This window comes from Geobacillus sp. GHH01, from assembly GCF_000336445.1.
Classification (GTDB): domain Bacteria; phylum Bacillota; class Bacilli; order Bacillales; family Anoxybacillaceae; genus Geobacillus; species Geobacillus zalihae.
Genome location: NC_020210.1, coordinates 3,267,276 through 3,290,728, shown reverse-complemented (window position 1 = coordinate 3,290,728; position 23,453 = coordinate 3,267,276). Strand labels below are relative to the sequence as shown.

At 52.8% G+C, this 23,453-nt stretch carries 23 protein-coding genes; 9 read left to right on the top strand and 14 right to left on the bottom strand.

Features of this window, described 5'->3' with window-relative positions; genetic code table 11:
* Positions 1–182 precede the first annotated feature (182 nt).
* The 4 genes from GHH_RS16280 (at position 183) to GHH_RS16265 (ending at position 4,471) form a co-directional block, all read left to right on the top strand.
* Positions 183–1,478: an ABC transporter substrate-binding protein gene (locus tag GHH_RS16280; RefSeq protein WP_015375926.1), complete on the top strand. Its 1,296-nt coding sequence runs from the start codon at positions 183–185 to the stop codon at positions 1,476–1,478.
* A gap of 61 nt (positions 1,479–1,539) precedes the next feature.
* Complete coding sequence (locus tag GHH_RS16275; RefSeq protein WP_015375925.1) at positions 1,540–2,511, top strand: carbohydrate ABC transporter permease; 972 nt, start codon at positions 1,540–1,542, stop codon at positions 2,509–2,511.
* The gene (locus tag GHH_RS16270) at positions 2,511–3,332 is read left to right on the top strand and encodes a carbohydrate ABC transporter permease (protein WP_015375924.1); all 822 of its coding nucleotides are present in this window, start codon (positions 2,511–2,513) and stop codon (positions 3,330–3,332) included. Before GHH_RS16275 ends, GHH_RS16270 begins: the two co-directional genes overlap by 1 nt.
* Before the next feature lie 287 nt (positions 3,333–3,619).
* Positions 3,620–4,471 (top strand): S9 family peptidase, encoded by an 852-nt coding sequence (locus GHH_RS16265; RefSeq protein WP_015375923.1) that lies wholly within the window; start codon positions 3,620–3,622, stop codon positions 4,469–4,471.
* 78 nt (positions 4,472–4,549) lie between these two features.
* Here the strand turns inward: GHH_RS16265 and GHH_RS16260 are convergent, their stop codons facing one another.
* From GHH_RS16260 to ssuE, 11 genes are all read right to left on the bottom strand, one after another.
* On the bottom strand, positions 4,550–5,944 hold the full coding sequence (locus GHH_RS16260) for an LLM class flavin-dependent oxidoreductase (RefSeq protein WP_015375922.1): 1,395 nt from the start codon (positions 5,942–5,944) through the stop codon (positions 4,550–4,552).
* 60 nt (positions 5,945–6,004) lie between these two features.
* A complete protein-coding gene (locus GHH_RS16255; protein WP_015375921.1) occupies positions 6,005–6,838 on the bottom strand; it encodes a MetQ/NlpA family ABC transporter substrate-binding protein in 834 nt (277 codons plus the stop codon).
* Between the two features lie 66 nt (positions 6,839–6,904).
* A complete protein-coding gene (locus GHH_RS16250) occupies positions 6,905–7,561 on the bottom strand; it encodes a methionine ABC transporter permease (protein ID WP_015375920.1) in 657 nt (218 codons plus the stop codon).
* Positions 7,551–8,564 (bottom strand): methionine ABC transporter ATP-binding protein, encoded by a 1,014-nt coding sequence (locus GHH_RS16245; protein WP_015375919.1) that lies wholly within the window; start codon positions 8,562–8,564, stop codon positions 7,551–7,553. The genes GHH_RS16250 and GHH_RS16245 overlap by 11 nt, the downstream gene beginning before the upstream one ends.
* A gap of 13 nt (positions 8,565–8,577) precedes the next feature.
* Positions 8,578–9,825, bottom strand: a complete 1,248-nt coding sequence (locus tag GHH_RS16240) for an acyl-CoA dehydrogenase family protein (RefSeq protein WP_015375918.1) — start codon at positions 9,823–9,825, stop codon at positions 8,578–8,580.
* A 12-nt stretch (positions 9,826–9,837) separates the two neighbouring features.
* The gene (locus tag GHH_RS16235) at positions 9,838–11,151 is read right to left on the bottom strand and encodes an LLM class flavin-dependent oxidoreductase (RefSeq protein WP_015375917.1); all 1,314 of its coding nucleotides are present in this window, start codon (positions 11,149–11,151) and stop codon (positions 9,838–9,840) included.
* A 14-nt stretch (positions 11,152–11,165) separates the two neighbouring features.
* Positions 11,166–12,131: an aliphatic sulfonate ABC transporter substrate-binding protein gene (locus GHH_RS16230; protein WP_015375916.1), complete on the bottom strand. Its 966-nt coding sequence runs from the start codon at positions 12,129–12,131 to the stop codon at positions 11,166–11,168.
* A gap of 15 nt (positions 12,132–12,146) precedes the next feature.
* Positions 12,147–13,268, bottom strand: coding sequence for an LLM class flavin-dependent oxidoreductase (locus tag GHH_RS16225; protein WP_015375915.1), 1,122 nt, complete (start codon positions 13,266–13,268; stop codon positions 12,147–12,149).
* Positions 13,269–13,346: 78 nt separating this feature from the next.
* Positions 13,347–13,706: a hypothetical protein gene (locus GHH_RS16220; RefSeq protein WP_015375914.1), complete on the bottom strand. Its 360-nt coding sequence runs from the start codon at positions 13,704–13,706 to the stop codon at positions 13,347–13,349.
* A gap of 100 nt (positions 13,707–13,806) precedes the next feature.
* Positions 13,807–14,715, bottom strand: coding sequence for a LysR family transcriptional regulator (locus GHH_RS16215; protein ID WP_015375913.1), 909 nt, complete (start codon positions 14,713–14,715; stop codon positions 13,807–13,809).
* Between the two features lie 105 nt (positions 14,716–14,820).
* Positions 14,821–15,369: an NADPH-dependent FMN reductase gene (gene ssuE / locus GHH_RS16210; RefSeq protein ID WP_015375912.1), complete on the bottom strand. Its 549-nt coding sequence runs from the start codon at positions 15,367–15,369 to the stop codon at positions 14,821–14,823.
* 264 nt (positions 15,370–15,633) lie between these two features.
* Here ssuE and GHH_RS16205 point away from each other — a divergent pair, with 264 nt between their 5' ends.
* The 4 genes from GHH_RS16205 to GHH_RS16190 all read left to right on the top strand — a co-directional run bounded on the left by GHH_RS16205 (position 15,634) and on the right by GHH_RS16190 (position 19,367).
* Positions 15,634–16,503 (top strand): ROK family protein, encoded by an 870-nt coding sequence (locus tag GHH_RS16205; RefSeq protein WP_015375911.1) that lies wholly within the window; start codon positions 15,634–15,636, stop codon positions 16,501–16,503.
* A gap of 206 nt (positions 16,504–16,709) precedes the next feature.
* Entirely contained in the window at positions 16,710–16,850 is a 141-nt protein-coding gene (locus tag GHH_RS19260; RefSeq protein WP_011232673.1) for a hypothetical protein, read from the top strand.
* Positions 16,843–17,766 (top strand): TetR/AcrR family transcriptional regulator, encoded by a 924-nt coding sequence (locus GHH_RS16195; RefSeq protein ID WP_015375910.1) that lies wholly within the window; start codon positions 16,843–16,845, stop codon positions 17,764–17,766. Before GHH_RS19260 ends, GHH_RS16195 begins: the two co-directional genes overlap by 8 nt.
* Positions 17,751–19,367, top strand: a complete 1,617-nt coding sequence (locus tag GHH_RS16190) for an MDR family MFS transporter (protein WP_015375909.1) — start codon at positions 17,751–17,753, stop codon at positions 19,365–19,367. The genes GHH_RS16195 and GHH_RS16190 overlap by 16 nt, the downstream gene beginning before the upstream one ends.
* 205 nt (positions 19,368–19,572) lie before the next feature.
* Here GHH_RS16190 and GHH_RS16185 read toward each other — a convergent pair whose 3' ends face one another.
* The 3 genes from GHH_RS16185 to GHH_RS16175 all read right to left on the bottom strand — a co-directional run bounded on the left by GHH_RS16185 (position 19,573) and on the right by GHH_RS16175 (position 22,475).
* Positions 19,573–19,932 (bottom strand): DUF779 domain-containing protein, encoded by a 360-nt coding sequence (locus GHH_RS16185; RefSeq protein WP_015375908.1) that lies wholly within the window; start codon positions 19,930–19,932, stop codon positions 19,573–19,575.
* 221 nt (positions 19,933–20,153) lie between these two features.
* Positions 20,154–21,674 (bottom strand): aldehyde dehydrogenase, encoded by a 1,521-nt coding sequence (gene adh / locus GHH_RS16180; RefSeq protein WP_015375907.1) that lies wholly within the window; start codon positions 21,672–21,674, stop codon positions 20,154–20,156.
* A gap of 213 nt (positions 21,675–21,887) precedes the next feature.
* Positions 21,888–22,475 (bottom strand): hypothetical protein, encoded by a 588-nt coding sequence (locus GHH_RS16175; RefSeq protein WP_033006607.1) that lies wholly within the window; start codon positions 22,473–22,475, stop codon positions 21,888–21,890.
* A 431-nt stretch (positions 22,476–22,906) separates the two neighbouring features.
* Here GHH_RS16175 and GHH_RS16170 point away from each other — a divergent pair, with 431 nt between their 5' ends.
* Positions 22,907–23,341: a DUF1284 domain-containing protein gene (locus GHH_RS16170; RefSeq protein ID WP_015375905.1), complete on the top strand. Its 435-nt coding sequence runs from the start codon at positions 22,907–22,909 to the stop codon at positions 23,339–23,341.
* Positions 23,342–23,453: the final 112 nt, after the last annotated feature.

Here is a 23,453-nt window from a genome sequence, read left to right as displayed (position 1 = left end):
TTTTCGCGCCATAAAAGCGAAATGGCTGTCCGCTGCACCGCTTGCCTGACAGGAGAACGGAAAACAAAAAAGTGAAGAAAAACGCAAAAAAGTGAAGAAATCAAGCCGCCGTTTGCTGGACAGCGCATGGTACACTCGATGTTGAAAGGGGTTTCAAAAACAAAAGACAAAGGGGGAGAACCATGAGAAAGAAAGCATCCGCATGGCTGGCGTTGGCGCTTGGAATTGGGATGGCGCTCTCAGGCTGCAGCAGCTCGAACTCTTCATCCGATCACGCCAAACAAGGCAGCCAAAAAGCGGGAGAGAAACTCGAGATTTTCAGCTGGTGGACGGGAGCCGGCGAGGAAGACGGCTTAAAAGCGCTCATCAAACTGTTCCAAGAAAAATATCCGGATATTAAAGTCGAAAACGCCGCAGTCGCCGGCGGGGCCGGAACGAACGCCAAGGCGGTGTTGGCGAGCCGCATGCAAGGGAACGACCCGCCATCAACGTTCCAAGTGCACGGCGGAGCGGAGCTGAATGAAGGCTGGGTTGCGGCTGGCAAAATGGAGCCGCTCAACGATTTGTATGAAAAAGAAGGCTGGATGGACAAATTCCCGAAAGCGCTTATCGATATGGTAAGCAAAGACGGCAACATTTACTCCGTGCCCGTCAACATTCACCGCGGCAACGTGCTGTGGTACAACAAAAAAATCTTCGCCGACAACGGGCTAAAGCCGCCGAAAACGTTCGACGAGTTTTTCCAAGCGGCGGATAAGCTGAAAGCAAAAGGCATTACGCCGCTGGCCTTGGGCGACAAAGAGCCGTGGGCGGCGACGCACCTGTTTGAAAACGTGCTGCTTGGCACGCTTGGAACGGAAAACTACAAGAAGCTTTGGACGGGCGAATTGTCGTTTAACGACCCACAAGTGAAACAAGCCGTTGAGACGTTTAAGAAAATGCTTGGCTATATTAACGAAGACCATAGCTCGCGCAACTGGCAAGACGCCGCCCAGCTCGTTGCCGAAGGAAAAGCGGCCATGTACGTGATGGGCGATTGGGTGAAAGGCTATTTTGTCAACGATTTGAAATTGAAGGTGAACCAAGACTTCGGCTATGTGCCAGTGCCGAATACGGAAGGCAAGTTTATGGTCATTACCGATACGTTCGGCCTGCCGAAAGGCGTGAAAAACCCGGATGATGTAAAGAAATTTTTAGCGGTGCTTGGCTCGGTGGAAGGGCAAGATGCGTTCAACCCGCTGAAAGGCTCCATCCCGGCCCGCATCGACGCGGATCCGTCCAAGTACGATGAATACGGCAAACAAACGATGCAAGACTTCAAAACAGCCGAATTGGCGCCGAGCTTAGCCCACGGCTCCGCAGCGCCGGAAGGGTTTGTCACGAAGGTGAATCAGGCCGTCAACATTTTCGTGACGCAAAAAGATGTGAAGACGTTCATCGACACGTTGGCTTCGGCTGCAGCAGAACTGAAGAAATAATGGAGAAAAGGGGACGGGAGCCATTCTCTTCCCCTTTTCGCCATCATGAGGAGGAATCGTAGTGGAAACGGTCAACGTCACAACGACGGAGAAGGCAACGGCCGTCCCGGCGGTGCGGAAAAAGCGGAAATGGACGGCCGATCATTGGCTGGCAGCGGCGTTTTTGGCGCCGTCGGTCGTACTGATTTTCTTATTTGTGTACGGGTTTATCGGCTGGACGGGGTATGTGTCGTTGAGCAACTGGAACTCCCTTGTACCGGATTGGTCGTTTGCCGGGTTGAAAAACTATCTGTATTTGTTTCATGATTTCCGCTTCCAGGCCGACTTGCGCAATACGCTCGTGTTTACGGTGTTGTTTATCGCCGCCGTCATCGTGCTCGGCCAGCTGCTTGCCATTTTGCTTGACCAAAAGCTGCGCGGCGAGTCGCTGTTCCGCAACATTTTCTTTTTCCCGATGGCTTTGTCCTTTGTCGTCACCGGAGTCGTGTGGCAATGGCTGTTCAACCCGTCAACGGGTGTGAATCTATTTTTGAAACCGCTTGGCCTTGATGGAAAATGGTATACGGATACGAACATCCTTGGCGGATTCCATTGGGGGAAAATCGAATTTGGCGTTCCTGTCGCCATCGTTGCTGTTGTCGTGGCGGCCGTCTGGCAAATGACCGGATTTGCGGTGGCGATGTATCTCGCCGGCCTGCGCGCCATTCCGGATGAAGTGCGGGAAGCGGCGCGGATGGACGGAGCGACCGAGTTTCAATTGTATTGGAAAATCATTTTGCCGCTGCTGCGGCCGATCACCGTCAGCGTCATCATCATTATGGCCCATATTTCGCTGAAAATTTTCGATTTGATTTACGCCATGACCGGGCCGGGGGCGAACTTTGTCACCGATGTGCCGGGCGTATACATGTTTGAAACGACGTTCCGCGGCAACTATTACGCCAACGGCGCGGCGATTGCGATCGTGATGCTGCTGTCGGTCGCCATCTTTATCGTTCCGTATCTTATCTCAAGCCGGAAGGGGGGATCGTGATGGCGAGATCCGTGTGGGCGCGGCCGTTTTTGTACGCATTGGCCATCGCCATGAGCGTGTTTTTCCTCATGCCGGTGTATGTCATGGTCGCCACGAGCTTGAAGCCGCTTGATGAAGTGACACTGGCCGACATGTGGAAACTGCCGTCAACGATCGATTGGAGCAGCTACGCCACAGCCTTTGACAAGCTCGCCCCGAACTTTTGGAATTCGATTTTGCTCGTCGTGCCGGCGACGCTGCTCTCCGCGCTGCTTGGGGCGCTCAACGGCTACGTGCTGTCGAAATGGAAGTTTAAAGGAGCGGATACGCTCTTTACGCTCATTTTGTTCGGCATGTTCATCCCGTATCAAAGCATTCTTATTCCGCTCATCCAGTTTTTGCGTGAAATCGGGCTGTACAACACGATTCCGGGGCTCGTGTTCGTCCATGTCGTCTACGGCATTCCGATTACGACGCTCATGTTCCGCAATTTTTACGCCGCGATACCGGATGAGATGATCGAGTCGGCGAAAATCGACGGCGCGGGATTTGTCCGCATTTTCCGGTATATTATGCTTCCGCTGTCGATTACCGGGTTCGTCGTCGTGGCGATTTGGCAGTTTACAAACATTTGGAACGAGTTTTTGTTCGCGGTGACGATCACGACATCCGACAAACAGCCGATCATGGTCGCCTTGCAAAATCTATCCGGCAGCCAAATCGTCCAATGGAACGTGCAAATGGCAGGAGCCTTGCTCGCCGCACTGCCGACGTTGCTTGTGTACATCTTCCTCGGCAAATACTTCGTCCGCGGCTTGCTTGCCGGTTCGGTGAAGGGGTGAGCAAAAAAGAAGGTGCACCCGTTGCGTCGATTTTACTTACGGAGGCTGTTGCTTTTTGGAAATGTATACAAGTGTGATGAAAGGTGCCCTCCGCTTTTAGGGGCATCTTCTTTTCAGGTAAAGAAGATAGTGCTTTTGTTGGCAACCTTTAGTGTGTCAGCCGATGGTTGCCTGTGGCTAGGATCAGAGACGGTTGACGGCTATGCAAAAGCGTAGTAAAATAACATAAACATAGTATTCTTATTTATTTACTATGAATTAAAGGCAGGTGAAAGGGGAGAGAGCAGTTGATTCAATTCCAATATATTGAGAGCGGAGGGGAACGTTTGGCGGTTTCGATTCATGATCCACCCGTGTCGGTTGATCATGATGATGCGCCTGTTGTTGTCATTTGTCATGGGTTTATCGGTACGCGGATTGGTGTGGATCGGTTGTTTGTCCAAGCAGCGGAACGATTTGCGTCGGCCGGAGCCGGAGTCGTCCGTTTTGATTATGCTGGTTGCGGGGAGAGCAGCGGAGAGTACGGAAACAACCGATTTGATGATTTCATTCGACAAACGAGAGATGTTATTTGTGCAGTGGAACGCATTCCGTCATTTGAACGTCGACCGCTTGTGCTTCTCGGCCATAGTTTGGGAGGGGCGGTGGCGACGGCCACAGCTGCATTGGATCGGCGTGTCGACCGATTGGTGCTGTGGGCGCCTGTGGCCTATCCCTATCAAGATATCGTCCGCATTGCCACACAAGGGCGAGGACAAGTCGATGCAGAAACGGTGGAGCACCGTGGATATGTATTGCCCCCTTCCTTTTTTGCATCGCTTGCTCATGCGAATCCGCTGAAGGCAGCAGAACAGTTTTCTGGTGATGTTCTTTTGGTTCATGGCACGGCTGATCACGATATTCCCGTTGCATATGCGGATGTGTACCGGGAGGCGTTTGGAAAACGGCTTGATTCACGATTTTGGAGCCATGTGATTGCAGAAGCCGACCATACGTTTTCCGCGATTTCGGCAAGGCGCCAACTATTCGACATTACGGCTGCTTGGCTTTCCCAACGCCCAGAGCGGGGAGGAGAGAACAAGATGAGAGAGGTGAAAAGCCAGGCGAAACAAGCCGTTTTTCATAAGACAAACATATAGCAAAAGTGGCGAAGGGGTTGACCGAAAACGAGCATGTGGTTTTCGATCACCCCTTCTTTCATGAACTGATGGATCGTATCATGAGCTCTTTGCATGAACTCCAATGGAGCGAAAGGCGGCAGCGGGATGGTGACTCGGCAGCCGCGCTCCGCCCCCGAACAGCTTCTCCCGCAAAGTGCCGTCTGTGTAGGCGGTTTTGTACAGTCCACGCCGTTGCAAGATGGGAACGACATATTCGATAAAGTCATCCAAATCCTTGGGGGTGACAAGATGGACGAGGTTGAACCCGTCCACTCCAGAGCGGCGGGCCCGCTCTTCAATCGCATCCGCGACTTGTGTCGGGTTTCCGATGATGACCGACTCTCTCGTCAGCGTTCCGGCTTTTTGCAACGCCTCACCGATTGTCAGCGGTTTTGTAGCGTCTTTGGTTAGCGAAGCCGCTTTGTAATGTCCGTGGTCGGTGGGACGGAACAAAAATGGTTCATGGGCTGGCTTTCCTTCATATTCAGCCAAATCATAGCCGCTCGCTCCGCTGAACTGAGCCTTGGCGGCATCGGCGCTCCAAAGGCGGCGCAATTGTTCGAATTTGGCTTCCGCCTGCTCTGACGTTTTACCCACAATGACGGTCAGAAAGGTGAAAAATTTGAGCTGCTCGGGATCACGCCCGCATTGTTCCGCTTGGCGGCGAATGTCCCCGATGTAGGCTCGCAGCCGCTCAGCAGAAGGTGCACCGACGAAAACGCATTCTGCATGTTTGGCCGCAAACGCTCTTCCCCTCTCTGAGGAACCAGCTTGGTATAACACAGGTGTTCGCTGTGGAGAAGGTTCGCATAAATGCGGGCCTTTGACGGCAAAGAAAGGCCCCCGATGGCGGATCGGATGAATTTTGTCTGGATCAATCAGTACTTCTGCTGTCCGATCTTCGACAAATGCGCCATCTTCCCAGCTTCCTTCCCACAACTGATAGACCACTTCCAAAAACTCATCGGCGATTTCATATCGCTGGTCGTGGGCAATCATCTTCTCCAGTCCGAAGTTGGCGGCTGCGTTTGGCAAGTAAGAAGTCACGATATTCCATGCAATTCGTCCGCTTGTCAGATGGTCCAAAGTGGAAAACCTTCTGGCGATATGAAACGGATGTTCATAAGTCGTGCTTGCCGTTAACACGAACGAAAGATGAGTGGTGACGCTTGCCATAACAGGAATGATCAATGAAGCATCGTTTAATGGAAACTGCATTCCATCACGAATCGATGGGGATGGGCTTTGGCGATAAGTATCGTATACCCCGAGAACGTCAGCGAAAAAAACGGCGTCAAACAGCCCTGCTTCCAACCGCTTCGCCATTTCCACCCAGTAGGGAAGTTCTTTGTAGCGGCGGTGACGTTCGCTGTCGGGATGTTTCCATAGGCCATGGGCGTTGTGCATCGCACTTGCCATCTCAAAGGCATTGAATAGTAAAGGACGATCCATGGCTTGTTTCCTCCTTTCCAGATCGGCGGCTCGCTGCGATGAGAGCCGCCGATGGGATGGTTACTGTTTTTTGAACCAATCGGGCCATACGTATCCTTTGTATTTTGGATCCTTTTTGATCAATTTTGCAAATTCTTTCGATCGGTAGGCGGCGATCAAATCGTTGACGAATGGTTTGTCTTTGTCTTCGGGACGGATGGTGACGACGATTAAATAGTAATCCGGCGTTTTTTCCAAGGCGACGGCTTCGGTTAACTTCAAGCCGGATGACAGGGCATAGTTGCCATTGATGAGCGCGTAGTCGACGTCCCCCAGCGCTCTTGGAAGCTGGGCTGGATCGAGCGGCTTGAGGATGACTTTTTTATAAAACTGGGCGATGTCATTCTCCGACGCTTTCGTAGGCTCGACGCCCGGTTTTAGTTTGAGAATGCCCAGCTGCTCTAGCATCGTTAATGCCCGCGCTTCATTGACGGGTTCATTCGGCAATGCGATCGTTGTGCCATCTTTGATTTCATCTAAAGAAGAATGTTTTTTAGAATACAAACCTATCGGAACAGTGGGGATGGAAATTAATGGATGCAAATGCATATGATGGGTGCGAGCAAAATTTTTTAAATACATCGAGTTTTGGAATACATTCACATCAATGGACTTTTGATGAAGTGCGATATTGGGCTGTACATAGTCATTGAATTCTACCAGTTTCACGTTGTATCCTTTTTTCTCTAAATACGGTTGAATGGCTTCCCGAATTTGATCGCTGTAGGGGCCGGCGGTGGCGCCAATCGTAATGGTTTTCTTTTCCTCCTGCGCCGAGGAAGAGGATGACGAGCATCCTGCTGTGCCGGCGAGCAGCAATATGAAAAGGGTGAATAAAAATGAAAAACGCTTCATAAGACCAATCCTCCTTTGGAAATCAGGTTTGAAGCATGGTTATCGCGGGCGACGCCCAGACGGCGCTTACCGCTTATCCATCCAGCGGGCGACGGAATCGCCGGCCAATTGGACGATTTGCACTAAGCAGAGAAGTACGATAATCGTTGTGATCATGACCGTGTTGTCGTATCGATAATAGCCAAAGCGAATGGCTAGATCCCCCACACCTCCGCCTCCGACGATGCCGGCCATCGCGGAGTAGCTGATCAAGCTGATGGCTGTAATCGTCAGTCCGTGGATGATGCCAGGAAGCGCATCGGATAAAAGGACGTCTTTGATGATCATCCATGGAGTGGCTCCGACAGCCGTGGCTGCTTCAATCACCCCCTTATCCACTTCCCGCAAAGAAGTTTCGACGATGCGGGCAAAAAATGGGGTGGCGGCCACGGACAGCGAGACGGCCGCCGCTGTTGGCCCAATCGTTGTGCCGACCAGCAGTTTTGTCAGCGGCAGCAAGGCGACTAGCAAAATGATAAAGGGAATCGAACGCACCATATTGACAAGAAATCCTAAAATGGTTTGCAACGGCTTATTTTCCCAAAACAGGCCGCGGTCGGTGACGAATAAGAGCACACCAAGCGGCAGCCCTGCGATGATGGCAGCCAGCAAAGAAATGCCTACCATGTACAACGTACCCCAAAACGCTTTGAGTAGTTCCGGAATCAAGGTTTCAAGCGGCACGATCGATCACCTCGACTCCTTTCGTCCGCTCGGCCACATAGCGGATGGCGCGCTCCACTTCTTCTTTCTCTCCGGTCAGTTCCAACAGCAGTACGCCGAGCGGTGTGTCATTGATATATTCGATTTTTCCGTGCAAAATATTGGCGCGCACGCGAAATGTTTGAAGAGTGTCGGATAAAATGGCTTGTTCAGCGGCGGGACCCTGAAACAAGACTCTCACCAATGTACCGCTTCGCGCTTGCCACAACCGTTCAGGCACGTCTAAGCGCAATATATGTTCGACAAATGACCGTGTTAATGGATGCCGCGGCTGGGTGAACAAATCGTACACGCGCCCGATTTCGACAATTTGGCCGTTTTGCATGACGGCGACGCGATCGCAAATCTCTTTAATGACTTCCATCTCATGTGTAATCACGACGACGGTAATGCCGAGCTCCCGGTTGATTTGCTTGAGAAGCTGCAAAATGGAAGAGGTTGTGGCTGGATCGAGAGCTGATGTGGCTTCATCGCACAATAGAACAGACGGATTGTTGGCCAAGGCGCGGGCGATGCCGACGCGTTGTTTTTGCCCCCCGCTTAATTGAGACGGATAAGCGTCCCGTTTATCAGACAATCCGACCAGCTCGAGCAATTCATGGACACGAGCCTCGATTTCAGCTCTTGTTTTGCCTGCTGCTTTCAAGGCGAAGGCAATGTTTTCAAACACCGTTTTGGATCGGATTAAGCAAAATTGCTGAAAAATCATTCCGATTTTCAACCGCGCTTCACGCAACGCTTCTCCGGACAAGGAAGTGATGTCCGTGCCCTCTACGATGATGCGGCCGGATGTGGGGCGTTCCAACAAATTGATGCACCGGAGCAAGGTGCTTTTTCCCGCTCCGCTATGGCCGATGATGCCGAAGATTTCCCCACTTTCGATCTGCAAGGACACATGGTCGACGCCGACCACTTTCGTACGATGGAGGGTGTAGATTTTGGTCACTTGTTGAATGTCAATCATGCCTTTCCTCCTTTCAACGGATGGGTGACGGATGGATGCCGGTGTTGTGAACGATTGCAGCGCCATTCGGAATGGCATGCGATGCAAACAATTCTACGACCGCATCTTCCATGGGTGGATTGTGCAACCCCGCCCGCACATCACGATAGTATTGTTGCAACGGATTGGAGCGGTGCAAACTTTTCGCCCCGGCGATGCGCATGGCCAAATCGACGACACGGTTGGCGCTGTTTAACGCAATGTACTTGGCTAATGCTAATTCTCGGTCCATTGCTGAACGTTTTTCTGGAATGGCGTCCCATCTTTCGGCGGTAAAATAAAGAACGTGACGGGCTTTCCACAGTTCCATATCCATTTCCGCTATTTTCTGTCGAACATGCGGCAGATGAATGATCGGTTCGGATACGCTGTTCGGCTGATAGTGCGAAGCAAACGAAATGGCGTAATTTCGGGCAGCGATGGCAGCCCCTAAGTAGCAAGCGGGAATGTGCAAAAGCCAAGCACGGCTCCCCCCGCCTTTGACGAACTCTAATTGATCGAGTTCGACTAACGCATCGGTGGGCAGTTCGACATGATCGAAAATGACGTCATCGCTTCTTGTCCCCCGCATGGCGATCATATCCCACGTTTTTTCAATGCGAATCCCGTCGCTTCGATGATCGACGAGGAAAAACCCGACTTTCCCCGTATCGGCGATGACGGCTGTGACCAATGAGTAGTCCAACGCTTCCGCCATGGAGGCAAATGATTTTCTCCCCGTCAGAATCCATTTTCCATCGCGTTTCACTGCGGTTGTAATCGGTTTTCCTCCTCGAGTCGGGCTTCCTGTTGCTTCTTCGGTGGCCAGCCGATTGATGACGGCTTTTCGATTCACGATTTCCCTGCAAAGCCACGCAAACGTGCGCGCATTCCATGTGCGGCGTTCCCGAATATCGTACACAAGACCTAAATGCCAGCCTGCGCACAACCCGGTGGAAGCATCGCCTTGGCTTAGGCGCTCTTGCACGAGGATCAATTCGTATAAAGACAATGATTGACCCCCGTATTCTTCTGGAACGGTCAGGGCTAAATAGTTGGTCTCTTTCAAAAGTTGGAAATGTTCAAATGGAAACGCTCCTTCCTCATCAATGCGCCGCATGTTCGGACGGAATTGTTCCGCAAGCATAGAGGCTTGTTGCAACAGTTGTTCGTGGCGCTCCGTTTTGACAAACAATCGGGACAAATCATTCGCTAAGTAGGGAATCAGATCAGGAAGCACCAATAAAATCACTCCTTATACACGGATCGGATTGGGCATGGGCAGTTCTAGATGGTCGCGCAATGTGGTTCCTTCATAGTCGCGACGGAATAACTCGCGCTTTTGCAAAATCGGGATCACATGCTCGACAAACAGCGACAGTCCATGCGGATAGTACGGAAACATAAGATTAAACCCGTCCGCCGCTCCTTGGCGAAACCACTGTTCAAGTTGATCAGCGACTTGTTCAGGCGTTCCGATGATGGTAAAGTGCCCTCGCGCTCCAGCGATTCGCTCGTACAGTTGGCGGATGGTCAAGCGTTCGCGGCGCGCTAAATCAATGATAAGCTGGCGCCGGCTTTGATTCCCGTTTGTTTCAGGAATGTCGTCGGGAAGCGGATCATCGAGTGAATAGCCTGAAAAGTCGATGCCCCCTAAGTAGTCAGATAAAAATGCCAACCCGACCTCCGGAACGATTAACTTTTGCAATTGTTCATATTGCTCTTGCGCTTCTCGTTCCGTTCGCCCGATGTAAGGCGCTACGCCTGGCATGATCAATAGATGATCAGGATCGCGTCCGATCCGTGCGGCTTCTTGTTTCACCGTTTGGTAAAAACGTTGGGCGTCCGCTAATGTCGATTGGGCGGTGAACACGACTTCCGCAACATGGACGGCGAAACGGATGCCGTCTTGTGATGAGCCGGCTTGAATCAAGACGGGTTTTCCCTGCGGCGGACGGGAAGAGTTCAGCGGCCCGCACACCGAGAAGTGGGTTCCATGATGGTTCAACGGCCGCCACTTCTCTGGATGAAAGTAGATTCCAGATGATGGATCGCGAATCAGCGCCTCTTCATCCCAACTTTCCCACAGACCGTTGACGACATCGACAAATTCGCGCGCCCGCTCATAGCGCAGCTGATGTTCCAAATGAGCCGTTCGGCTGAAATTGTACGCTTCTTCCTCATAGTAGGACGTAACGATGTTCCAAGCGGCTCGCCCGCGGCTAATATGGTCGAGCGAGGAAAATTTCCGCGCGATGTGAAATGGTTCGTTGTATGTGGTCGAAGCTGTGCCGGCCAACCCGATGCGGCTGGTCACGGCTGCTAAAGCGGCGAGCAATGTGAACGGCTCGAGCCGGACGATCTCGGCAGGGTGAGACAACGGCTCAATGGCGAGTCCGTCGCTGACAAACAGCATGTCCAGCTTCCCTTGTTCCGCGATTTCCGCAAGACGGCGAAAAAACGCGAAATCTTCGCACCATTCCGGCCGCACATCGGGGTGTCGCCATGCGGCGATATGATGGCCGACGCCCATAAGAAACAGTCCAAGCTTGATGTGTCGTCGTTTCATGTGGCTCAGCCCCTTTACTTGTTTGTTGGTTTCCAGACAACGTCTTCTATGGACACGTGTTTTTCAATGAAACCGATCGCGCGCAAGTCGTCTGCTTCTTGCTGCAAGTCGCGAACCGCTTGAGGGTCGATCCAGTGGACAGTAGATTGTCGTTTTTTCAACACGTGAATCCATGTGTCGACAGGCAAATTCGTGGCTTCATGAAGCAGCTGTGCAGCTTCTGTCGGATCGCGGCGGATTTGTTCTCCTGACTTCTGCAATGCTTGGACGAATTGACGAACAATATCCGGATGGCTGTCCGTCATAGCAGGTGAGCTGAAATAAAAGGTGCGATAGGGAACGATGCCCGTTCCATCTTTTAATAATGTATGTCCTTTGCTTTCAGCTACGGATAAAAAAGGATCCCAGACAACCCATGCGTCGACTTCTCCTTTTTCTAAAGCCAAGCTGGCGTCTGGTGGATTCAAATATACAGGTTGTACATCCCGAAGCGACAGACCGACAGAATGCAGGGCTTTGACCAACAGATATTCGGCGATAGATGCCTTATTGAGGGCAATTTTTCTCCCTTTTAAGTCAGCTAGCGAAGAAAGGTCGAGTCCTTTGCGTACGATGATCCCTTCAGAGGCTGGAGATGACGGCTCTCCAGCGATATAGCGAAATTGTGCCCCTTTAGCGAGGGCGAAGATGGAAGGAATATCTCCGGCTACAGCGAAATCAATGCTTCCAGTGTTGAGTGCTTCCAGAATCGAGCTGCCGGTGTTGAATTCCGACCAAGTTACGTGATATCCTTCCTGTTCGAGCTGTTTTTGTAGCTTATGTTCATGTTTCATCAACAAGATGGTTCCGCCTTTTTGGTAGCCGATGCGAATCTCGGTCAATGAACTATTGTGTGTTTGCTGTTTTTCATGGCTGCAGCTCAACAAAACCCATAAGAATAGGAAAAGCAACAATGTTGCCAGTCGACGGTTGCCTCTCAACTTCCGTCCCCCCTGTCAATGATGAAACAACTTCGCCTGCTGAAGCTTCTCCCGAACAAGCGGAATCACAGAGGCTCCCACTTGCTCAATCGTTTCCAAATGTGGGAACCCACGCAACAATACATAATCAAAGCCAAGATCGATGAATTCAATAAGCCGGTCGGCAATTTGATCAGCGGTGCCGACAAGAGCGATGGAATTGCCCGACAACACTTGTGTGAGCCCGGTCCATAAGTTTGGACCGATTTGGAAACGCCGTTTTGCGCTTGTTTTCATCAATTCGTGTAATCGCCTTGCGCCAACCGAATCACCTTTTTCAATCAGTTCATCTTTTTTTTGCTTCGCTGACTCGGATAGATGGCTGACTAACGCATCCGCTCGTTCCCATGCTTCTCGTTCGGTTTCACCCAGCACGACTTGAAAGGAGATGCTGTATTGGAGCGTTCGCCCGTAACCAGCTGCTTTTTGTTTCATTTCTTCGATTCGCTCTTTCATTCGTTCGAATGTCTCTCCCCACATCATGTACACATCCGCCACTTGCGCCGCTACTTCCTTGGCAATGTCTGAGGCTCCTCCGAAATAAATCGGCGGGCGCTGTGCGGGTTTGGGGAACAGCGAGGCGTTTTCGAGACGGTAAAATCGTCCTTCATACGTGACGGAAGGGAGGGTGAACAGTTGCTTCAACAGATGGATGTATTCCCTCGTCCGTTCATACCGCGTGTCATGGTCAAGAAAATCCCCCTCAGCCGCTAATTCGACCGGTGAACCGCCTGTCACGATATTGGGCAACGCCCGTCCATTTGTCCAAACATGGATCGTCGCCAACTGTTTGGCAAAAATAGCAGGTGAAGTGGCGCCAGGACGGGCGGCGAACAGAAGGCGCAATTTGGTCGTTCGCGCTGCGAGATAAGCTGCGACAGCCAACGAATCAAGGCAGCCTGCACCTGTCGGCAACAGCAATGTAGAAAAACCATGGGTTTCTGCTGCTTTGGCAATCGCTTCAATGTACTCTACCGTCGGCGGACGCTCCGGATTCTCGTCTGTCCCGGTCCAGCTGTTTACGTTTGTCGAATTGTTGCCAAGACCGACGAACGTACTGTCTCCGGATGTCGGGGCCATCGTAATAAATTCGACCATTTTTTCTCCTCCTTTGGATCGTCTTCAGAAAGGGAAAAGAGAGTAGAGCGTTCTCGCTTTGATTGCGCACCGTCCTTGTCAGCTAGGAACAATTGTTTCCGCTGGCAGCCGATCGCTTGATGAAAGTGAACCATTTTGCCACCGCTTTTCGAACTCTCGGAACGAAATCGGATGTCCCAACAAATAAAATTGGACGTGCTGCTCGACAGCTTGAGCGTAGGACCGTTCACAAAACGTATTCGGCGGAGCAGCGAAGGCATCGGCCCCTTTTTCTTTGGCGAAACGGAGAACTGCACTGCGGCGCCCCTCTTGCTGTTGCTTGGCGATATTCGGATAGTCTTCGTACGTTTGTGAATCCGTGTCATAAAGGCGAATGATTGCTCCTTCCATGATGGAGACAACGTTCTCCTGTTCGTCGATCACAAGAGCTATGATCATCCTTGCTCCCTCCATATAATTTCATAGTAATTCAATAGGTTTAATAAAAATATAAAGGAGCAACTTCCGTTTGTAAAATTGAAAAAATAGAAGCGATGGTTCAAAAAATATGAAGATCTGTACAACGTTCTCCCGCATAGTGGTCCAGCAAAAAACGAATCCATGTTTCCGTTGCCGGATGGCATGCTCCACTCGCAAATCGTCGCAAGATGCCGACGGTCAGTCCATGGCGAAAATCGACAATTGGCAGCGCCACTGTTCCTTCGGGAGGAGGGGTGACGGAGATTTTTGGAACCACCGCGACACCAAGCGCCGCATGAACGTAGTATTTTAGCGCCAACATATTGCTCACTTCGGTTTCATACAATGGTTGAATATCGAGTTCAATCAACTTTTTTTCCAAATGGCGCCGAAATGGGCAAGCAGCGCTTGTCACAAGGAGGCGCTCATAGGCTAAGTCGTGAAGATCGATCGATGAACGTTTGGCCAACGGGTGGGAAGAAGGAACAAGAAGCACGACATCCTCGGAAAACAATGGTTCGAAGCTTGTCCCTGTTAACGATTCCGGAGTTGCGCAAATGGCGATGTCAATGTCTCCACGCTCGGCCATGTCGATAAGCGTTTGGTTGCTATGAATTTGGATATTGAACGAAATAGCAGGGTGCTTGTTCCGGAAAGCGCTCAGCCAGGCAGGCAGACGATAGCTGGCTGTCGGTTCCATTGCTCCGATGCGGATGACGCCTCCTTCGCCCTCGATGCACTCTTTCAAGGTTTTTTGCAAGTGCTCGAAGCTTTTTAGCAAAAACGCTCCTTTTTCGCTGAGCAATCGGCCTGCTTCAGTCAACTGAAACGATTTGCCCCGTTCGATGAGGGTGACGCCGAGCTCGGATTCCAAATTTTTGATATGGGTGGTAACGGTTGATTGTGCATAGTTCAATTCTTCAGCTGCTCGTTGGAAACTACGGTGTTTCACGACCGCTTGAAATGTTCGGATGGTTCGCAAATCCATCTTGTTTCCTCCCCTCGACGTTCTCTTTTTCCCTTATAAAAAAGGCAGATTGTCCGACAGGGGCAATCTGCTTGCACGATAAGGGTGAGTGGGTGAAATCGCTTCTTACAACGAGCTAGAAACAGACAGATGAAGGGCGGAGCCCAATTCTGATAAGCTTTCATCAAGCCGGCGCTTCAATTCTTCAGGCAGCGAGTAGCCCCCTTCCGGAAGACGGGTAACCCATTGATCGACAGCGTAGACGCCGCCCAACAAGTAGCGCGCTCCCAAGGCGGACAGAACAGGTTTCAATCCGTAGTCTATCGCGAGCAAATGGGCAAGGGAGCCGCCGATGAACAACGGAAGGACGACTTTGTGCTGCAATCCCTTTTGCGGCAGCAAATCCAAGTACGCTTTCAATATTCCTGTGTAGGAGGCTTTGAAAACGGGACTGGCAATGATGATGCCATGAGACTTCTCTACTTTTTGGTTGGCGGCTGCAATGGCGGGGCTGTCAAAGCGAGCCCGCACCAAATCATCGGCCGGCAAGTCGGCTACGCGAATTTGTTCGATGGCGAATCCCTTCTGCCGCAAAGCCTGTTCGGCATACTCAATGAGTCCATTGAGGCGGGACGTGGACGATGGGTTTCCGTTGAGAATAACGATATCAGGCATGGCAACACACTCCTCTATAATTCATATAGGAATACTTGGTTTTTCGATATCGTATCACGCAACAGATGATGTGTCAATCGCCTTTTTGCAAATTTCTCCATCTTGTGTGCAAAACGGTGATGGACATCTGTTCGCTAGAATGCGGCACCCGTTTTTCCCCTTCCGTTTGGCGTGCGGCGACTTTGCTGTGAAAGGGATTCCAAATAGTCATGCTTCAAGGTAAACTAAAAAAGGAATGATCAAAAAGGAAGGGGGACGCATAGGATGCTTGGAGCCATTGAAGCCGGAGGCACAAAATTTGTCTGCGCCATCGGCGATGAACAAGGGAACATTCATGAGCGGGCGGTGTTTCCGACGACGGCGCCGGAAGAGACGATGGCGCACGTTATCGATTTTTTCCGCCCCCACAACGTGGAGGCGATCGGGATCGGGTCATTCGGCCCGGTTGATTTGCGCCCGGACAGCCCGACGTATGGGTACATTACGAGCACGCCGAAACAGGCGTGGCGAAACTTCGATTTTGTCGGCGCGATAAAGCAACATTTTCCCGTGCCGATCGGCTTTGACACGGATGTCAACGCGGCGGCGCTCGGCGAGCAGCGCTGGGGGGCGGCGCGAGGGCTTGACAGCTGCCTGTACATGACGGTCGGAACGGGTATCGGCGTTGGGGCAATCGTCGAGGGCCGCCTGTTGCATGGGCTGCTTCACCCGGAGATGGGCCACATGTTGGTCCGCCGCCATCCGGATGACGCGTTTGCCGGCATTTGCCCGTATCATGGCGACTGTTTGGAAGGGATGGCGTCTGGCCCCGCGATTGAGCGGCGTTGGGGGAAAAAGGGAGCGGAGTTGGCGGACCGCCGTGAAGTATGGGAGTTGGAAGCCTTTTATCTTGCCCAGGCGATCACCAACTACATCCTCATTTTATCGCCGAAAAAGGTGATCACGGGCGGAGGCGTCATGAAGCAGACGCACGTGTTGCCGCTTGTGCGCCGTCATGTGCAGGAACTGCTCAACGGGTATGTCGAGCACGAGGCGATTTTGCGGCGGATTGATGAGTATATTGTCCTTCCGGGGCTTGGCGACAACGCCGGCATTGCAGGTGCGTTGGCGCTTGCGGCGAGGGCGATCGAATAGCAAGAACGGCCGTCCACCGTCTTCAATCAGGCGGTGGGGCCGTTTGTTTTTTGTTTGAAGGCAGGGGCTCTGACCGACTGTTCAAAAAACTCGTTCAAAAATCGACCAATTGGTCAAAAAATATCGTTTTTGAGTTGCAAATCTGTATAACATTAGTTTATAATTAGTTTGACCATCCGGTCATGAGTGATATGGAGGCGAGGACAATGATCCATGCTCGACGGTTGGTGGAATGGCTGCAACAACAAGGTGTGCGCGCCGATTTAGTGAAACCGCGCGCGCTGCTGCCGTCGTATCGGCAGTGGATGAGGACGAATGGGAAAGGAATGAGTGGCTGCCATGGATGAGCGGCGCGCCCAATTTATTGAGGCGGCGTTGAAATTGTTTGCTGAAAAAGGGTATCACACCACTTCCATTCAAGATTTGGTCGAGGCGTGGGGGATTTCCAAAGGAGCGTTTTATCACCATTTCGCCTCAAAGGAGGAGTTGTTGCTTTCGGTGCTCCGCTACTACAGCGAAAAAATGGTCGCTGATTTCATGGCGGACGGCGGGGAAGGGACGGAAAAAGAGCGGTTTGTCCGCCAGCTGGCTGCCCATTTTTCTCACATTCGCGAGTACAAAGACTTTTTGCGTATGATGATGTCGGAGCAATTGCCGAAAGTCAATCCGGAAGTGGAACGGTATATGTTCCGCCAGCATGGGCGCCTTTTTTTATGGTATTGCACGCGCCTAGCGGAGGTCTATGGCGAGGCGGTTGGTCCGTATGTGTATGATGTGGCCATGATGACGAACGGCATCATCCGGCAATATTTGTTTTACTTCTTTTTTCGCGAGGAGGCGTTTGATGCGGACGAGGCAGCTCGTTTTCTTGTGCGGCGCATTGATGCGATTGTCGCCAGCTTCACGGCTGATGAGCGCCCGCTTTTGACCGAGGAGGCGCTTGCGCCATGGATGGAACTGGAGAAGCGTGAGCGCGAGCGTCAGCGGGAGCGGCTGGCTTCGGCGTTCGCCGCCGTCCGGGAGGCCGTCAATGGACTCAATCCGAAGCAGGGGAACGATGTGCTGGAAGCCATAGCGGCGCTGGAGGAGGAGCTGCTTGGGCGCAATGAGCCGCCGCGCGCCTATATCGTCGAAGCGCTGCTGTTGTATTTGCGGCATCAACAGGCGCCTCAACTGGCGTCGGCTTTGGATGCATTGGTCAAAGAAATGGATGAATACCAACGACAAAACGGATGGGAGAGAGAAGTATGGAAAAAGCGATAGCAGTGCCGACGAGCACTATTCGTCATCGCCCGTTGCTGATCACCGGGCTCATTATTGCGATGCTCTTTGCGGCGTTGGACGGGACGATTGTCGGAACGGCGATGCCGCGCATCGTCGGGGAACTTCGCGGACTCGGTGTCATGACGTGGTTGACAACGGCGTACATGCTCACGTCAACGACGGTCGTGCCGATCGCCGGCAAGCTCGCCGACTTATTGGGCCGGCGGATTGTCTATGTGAGCGGGTTGGTCATTTTTATGGCTGGTTCGGCGCTTTGCGGCATGGCGAACGATATGACCGAGCTCATCATTTACCGCGGCATTCAAGGACTGGGCGGCGGGATTATGATGCCGATGGCCATGGTCGTCATCGGCGACGTCTTTACCGGCAAGGAGCGGGCGAAATGGCAAGGGGTGTTCGGCGGCTTGTACGGCCTTGCTTCGGTGCTGGGCCCGCAAATCGGCGGCTTTATCGTCGACCATTTGAACTGGCGCTGGGTGTTTTACATCAACTTGCCGGTGGGCATTCTCGCCACGGTGCTGATTGCCATGGGGTTAAGCAAATATAAAGCCGAGGGGCCGGTGAAATTTGACATCGCCGGGATGGCGACGTTGACCGTGGGCGTCGTCAGCCTGCTGTTGGGACTGACGTTTGGCGGCGACCGATATCCGTGGGGGTCGTGGCAAATCGTCTCGCTGTTTGCGGCCGCCGTTGTCTTTTTCGCTTTGTTTGTTTGGGCGGAAAAGCGAGCCGAAGAGCCGATCATTCCGCTTTGGCTGTTTGGCAATCGGACGTTTACGCTGCTCAATGGCATTGGCTTTTTCATGAGCGTCGGCATGTTTGGCGCGATTATGTTTGTGCCGTTTTTCATGCAAGGCATCATCGGCGTGAGCGCCACCCAGTCCGGGACGATCATGACGCCGATGATGATTACGATGATCATCGGCAGCGTCGTTGGCGGCCGTTTGGTGTATCGGATCGGAGTGAAAACGCAACTCATCGCCGGCATGATCATTATGGCGTCCGCATTCGGGCTCCTTGGCACGATGGATGTCGATACGTCCAAATGGACGGCGACGATGTATATGATTATTCTCGGTCTTGGCACCGGGCTTGTGATGCCGATTTTGACGCTCGCCTTGCAAGAAAGCTTCCCGAAATCGGAGCTTGGCGTTGTCACCTCTTCGAGCCAATTTTTCCGCTCGATTGGCGGGACGTTTGGGATGACAGTGCTTGGCGCCATCATGAACCACCGGTCGAGCGTCTTGCTTGACGAGCGGCTCATGCCAAAGCTTGAAGCGCTGCCGGCGCAGGCGAAAGGGCTTGTCGACCGCTTTGCCGATATGATTCACACCGACCCGCAAGGCTTGTATTCCGTCTTGCTCAGTCCGGAAGCGATGGCGAAAATTCCAGCGCCGCTTCGGGACATGTTCGTGCCGGTGCTGAAGCAGTCGCTTGTCGATTCCCTGCAGGCGGTCTTTTGGTTCGGGCTCGCGTTTATCGCGGTGGGCTTGCTTTTGGTGTTCGGCTTGAAACGGATCGCCTTGTCCGATCGGGCTGAGGCGATGAAGCCGTTGAAGCAGGCAAAAGAGACCGAGTGAAGAAAAGGAAACGGCGGACCGCGCCTTTTCAGCGAGAAGGCGGGCCGCCGTTTTTTGCCGCGACGAACAAACCGCCCCGGAGGTGATAAAGCATGCGGCGGGGGCGGATGGGCGAATGGAAGCAGGCAAGCTCCATGACTCTCATTTGCCAAGCGATTCATGCATCGCGCATGGCGGTTTTACAGCAGCGTTCCGCAATGGGCGGCTACGGCGCGCCTGCATCCGCGCTTTGGCCGAAGACGCGCGAGCGGGTGAGAAAGCGGACGCCTTCCGGGCCTTCAAGCGAAAACATGCCGCCGCGCCCCGGAACGACATCGATGATGAGCTGCGTATGCTTCCAATATTCATATTGCGCCTTGGCGATGTAAAACGGGCAGCCGCCGATTTCGCCAAGCAAAACGTCGGAATCGCCGACGATCAACTCGCCGAGCGGGTAGCACATCGGCGAGCTGCCGTCGCAGCAGCCGCCGGATTGATGGAACATGAGCGGGCCGTACTTTGCTTTCAGCTTTTCGATTAACGCTAACGCTGCTTCCGTGGCGATGACTTTCGGTTCTTCAGCCATTGGGTGTCCCTCCTTTGCATTCATGCATTTCGTTTGTTTTCGGTATGGACGGTCGATCGGCGGATCGGCGGCCCGCCGCTTGGCGGAGAATGAGTGAAACAACAGCAGTGTCATCAAGGTAAAAGAGGGTGTCCCAAACGGACCGGGACACCTTGTCAACATGGTATGGTGGGCTCTTCGCCTCAAAACGGGGAGGCGGTGAAAGAGTGGGTGGGTGAGTATTAGAACAAGCCCAGTTTTTTCGGCGAATAGCTGACGAGCAAGTTTTTCGTTTGTTGGTAATGGTCAAGCATCATTTTGTGCGTTTCGCGGCCGATGCCGGACATTTTGTAGCCGCCGAACGCCGCATGGGCCGGATAGACGTGGTAGCAGTTCGTCCAGACGCGGCCAGCCTGGATGCCGCGGCCGAAGCGGTACGCGGTGTTGATGTCGCGCGTCCAGACGCCGGCGCCAAGGCCGTACAGCGTCTCATTGGCGATCGAAAGCGCTTCGTCATGATCTTTAAACGTCGTGACCGCGAGCACTGGGCCGAAAATTTCTTCTTGGAAAATGCGCATTTTGTTATGCCCTTTGAAAACGGTCGGCTTGACGTAATAGCCGCCGGACAGTTCTCCTTCGAGCATGTTCCGCTCGCCGCCGATCAAAAGTTCGGCGCCTTCTTGTTTGCCGATGTCGATGTATGACAAAATTTTCTCGAGCTGTTCGGAGGAGGCTTGGGCGCCGATCATCGTTTCCGTATCGAGCGGATTGCCTTGCTTGATTTGCTTGACGCGCTCAAGCGCCCGTTCCATAAAGGCGTCGTAAATCGACTCATGGATGAGGGCGCGCGACGGGCATGTGCACACTTCGCCTTGGTTTAAGGCGAACATCGTAAAGCCTTCAAGCGCTTTATCAAGAAAGTCATCGTCTTTGTCCATCACATCAGCGAAGAAAATGTTCGGGGACTTGCCGCCCAGCTCGAGCGTAACCGGCACGATGTTTTGCGAGGCGTATTGCATGATGAGCCGTCCGGTCGTCGTTTCGCCGGTGAATGCCACTTTCGCCACGCGCGGGTTCGAGGCGAGCGGCTTGCCGGCTTCTAAGCCAAAGCCGTTGACGATGTTGACGACGCCAGGTGGGAGCAAATCTTCGATGAGTTCGATGAGAACGAGGATCGACGTCGGCGTTTGCTCCGCCGGTTTCAACACGACGCAGTTGCCTGCGGCCAATGCCGGGGCGAGTTTCCATGCCGCCATGAGAATCGGGAAGTTCCACGGGATGATTTGCCCGACGACGCCGAGCGGTTCTTTGAAATGATAGGCGACTGTGTCGTGATCGATTTCTGAAATCGTGCCTTCTTGCGCGCGGATGCAGCTGGCAAAATAGCGGAAATGGTCGATGGCAAGCGGAATGTCAGCCGCGAGCGTCTCGCGGATCGGCTTGCCGTTTTCCCACGTTTCGGCGACGGCCAGCATTTCCAAATGTTCTTCCATCCGATCGGCGATTTTGTTCAGCAAACGGGCGCGCTCCGCTGGAGACGTGCGTCCCCAGGCGTCTTTGGCCGCGTGGGCGGCGTCAAGCGCCAGTTCGATGTCCGCCGCTTTGGAGCGCGGCACTTCGCAATACGGCTGTCCGGTGATGGGCGTGATGTTTTCAAAATACTCGCCGTCGACCGGCGGCACCCATTTGCCGCCAATGAAGTTTTCGTAGCGCTTTTTAAATGTGACAAGCGCGCCTGGCTGGCCTGGTTGTGCGTAGATCATCCCCGATTCCTCCTCCATTTGAGTTTTTTGTATTCGCTTACAAAGGAAAGAATATTATAAAAATTCTTTCCAATGAATACAATATCATGACTGAACAATACTGTCAAATCGAAAATGTCCATGCAGCCGTATAGATGGTGATGAGAAGAGGCGCCCCGTTGCGTTTGGGGCGCCCTTGGTTGGCTTCAAGGACTTGAATCGACGGTTCGGCCATCAATCGACTTCCAAGCCTTCCAGCCAGCGGCTTGCGTAGACGCTGCAAAGATGGTGGAACACTTCGATCGCCTCGTTCGGGTCAGCTGCAAAAAAGGTGCTGGCGGCCGTTTCGTTTTCTTCGCGGACGAACTCAAGCAAAAAGTCGGTGGCGATCCGGTTGAACAAAAGAAGCGCGCCGTAGGAGCGCTCAAGCTGGCGTTTCCGCTCGAGCGGGTCATCGATGGACAAAAACGGACGCTCATAGCGGGCCGTCATCTCTGACAGCCGGCGCTGGATCTTGCGCTGGGCGTCCGTGAGCATCGCCTCGATCGTCTGTGGCGATAGAAAGGTTTGCTCGCGCAGCATATAGCCCCAAATTTGCTTGAGCGCATGGGCCGATTCGCTCGCAAACGCGATGTTGCCGAGCAGATCGGCAACGTATTGCTCGTCGTCATCAGTTTGAATGCGCAGCTTCATAATGATTTCGAGCACATCGGAATGAATTTTTTCTTTCTGCCATGATTTCGTCAGCTCATGAAGCAAGACGGAAAGCGAGCGTGCCAATTCTTCTTTCGTCATGATCAGCCAGTCCTTTCCCAGCAACATCATTCTCTTTCACATTGTATCATGACGGCTGTCTGGATAAAGCAGATCCGTTATGTTTCCGAATTGACGGAGGAAAACGGCGGTTTGAGCGAAGATTGGGATCCATCGTTTCATCTCTATTTCGCGCAGGAGACTCCCACTTCAACGACCAAAGGGAGTAAGTGGGAGAGGAATGCGCGTTCCCCCTTTCTTTTGTGTATGATAGAATAAAGACGTGGAGAAAACCGTTCAATAAAGGCACTCCCATAACGGCTGCTCGATGGATGGAGTTGGTTGCAGGAAACGTTGCAACCGTCAAACATCGAGCGTAGGTCTGTCTGTTGTGTGTGGAAGCCAAGTACTGCCAACAGACACTCCCATCTCCAAATGTTCACTTCGACACGGTTCGGTTGGTCAAAGGTCATCCGGAAAAAAGGAAGGGGGAGATAAAGATGAAACCGGTTCGTTTGCGCGGTCATCATTTGCTTTGTGTGCACGGATTTCGCGGCATGGGCTACAGCCCGTCGTTCGTGGAAAAAATGTGGGAGATCGTGGCCCGCATTCGCGATGAACACGACGATTTCCCGATTGAAGTCGTCGCGGCGCTCGATGAGGCGTGCCTCGCCTGCCCGCATCATGGGGAGACAACGTGTGAAGCCGGCCCAAATTCCGATGCCCACGTCCGTTCACTTGACGGAGACGTCATTCGCCATTTAGGCTTGGAGCCAGGCAACGTGTATTGGAAGTCCGAACTGATTCGGCGGACGGCGGAACGGGTCAAGCCGGATGATTTGGACGAGTTATGCCGCGACTGCTCGTGGCTGCCGTACGGCGTCTGCAAAGAAGGAATCGCCAACGTCCGCCGCGGCAATGTGGCGCAAACGTGAGAAGTGATTTGCGGAAAAAGAATCGAAGGACGATGGGAACACGGCGCTGCGCTGAGCCGTCATTCGTTTGTCAAGGCGGGGGGCCTGTTGCAGCGGCATCTGTATATATAGA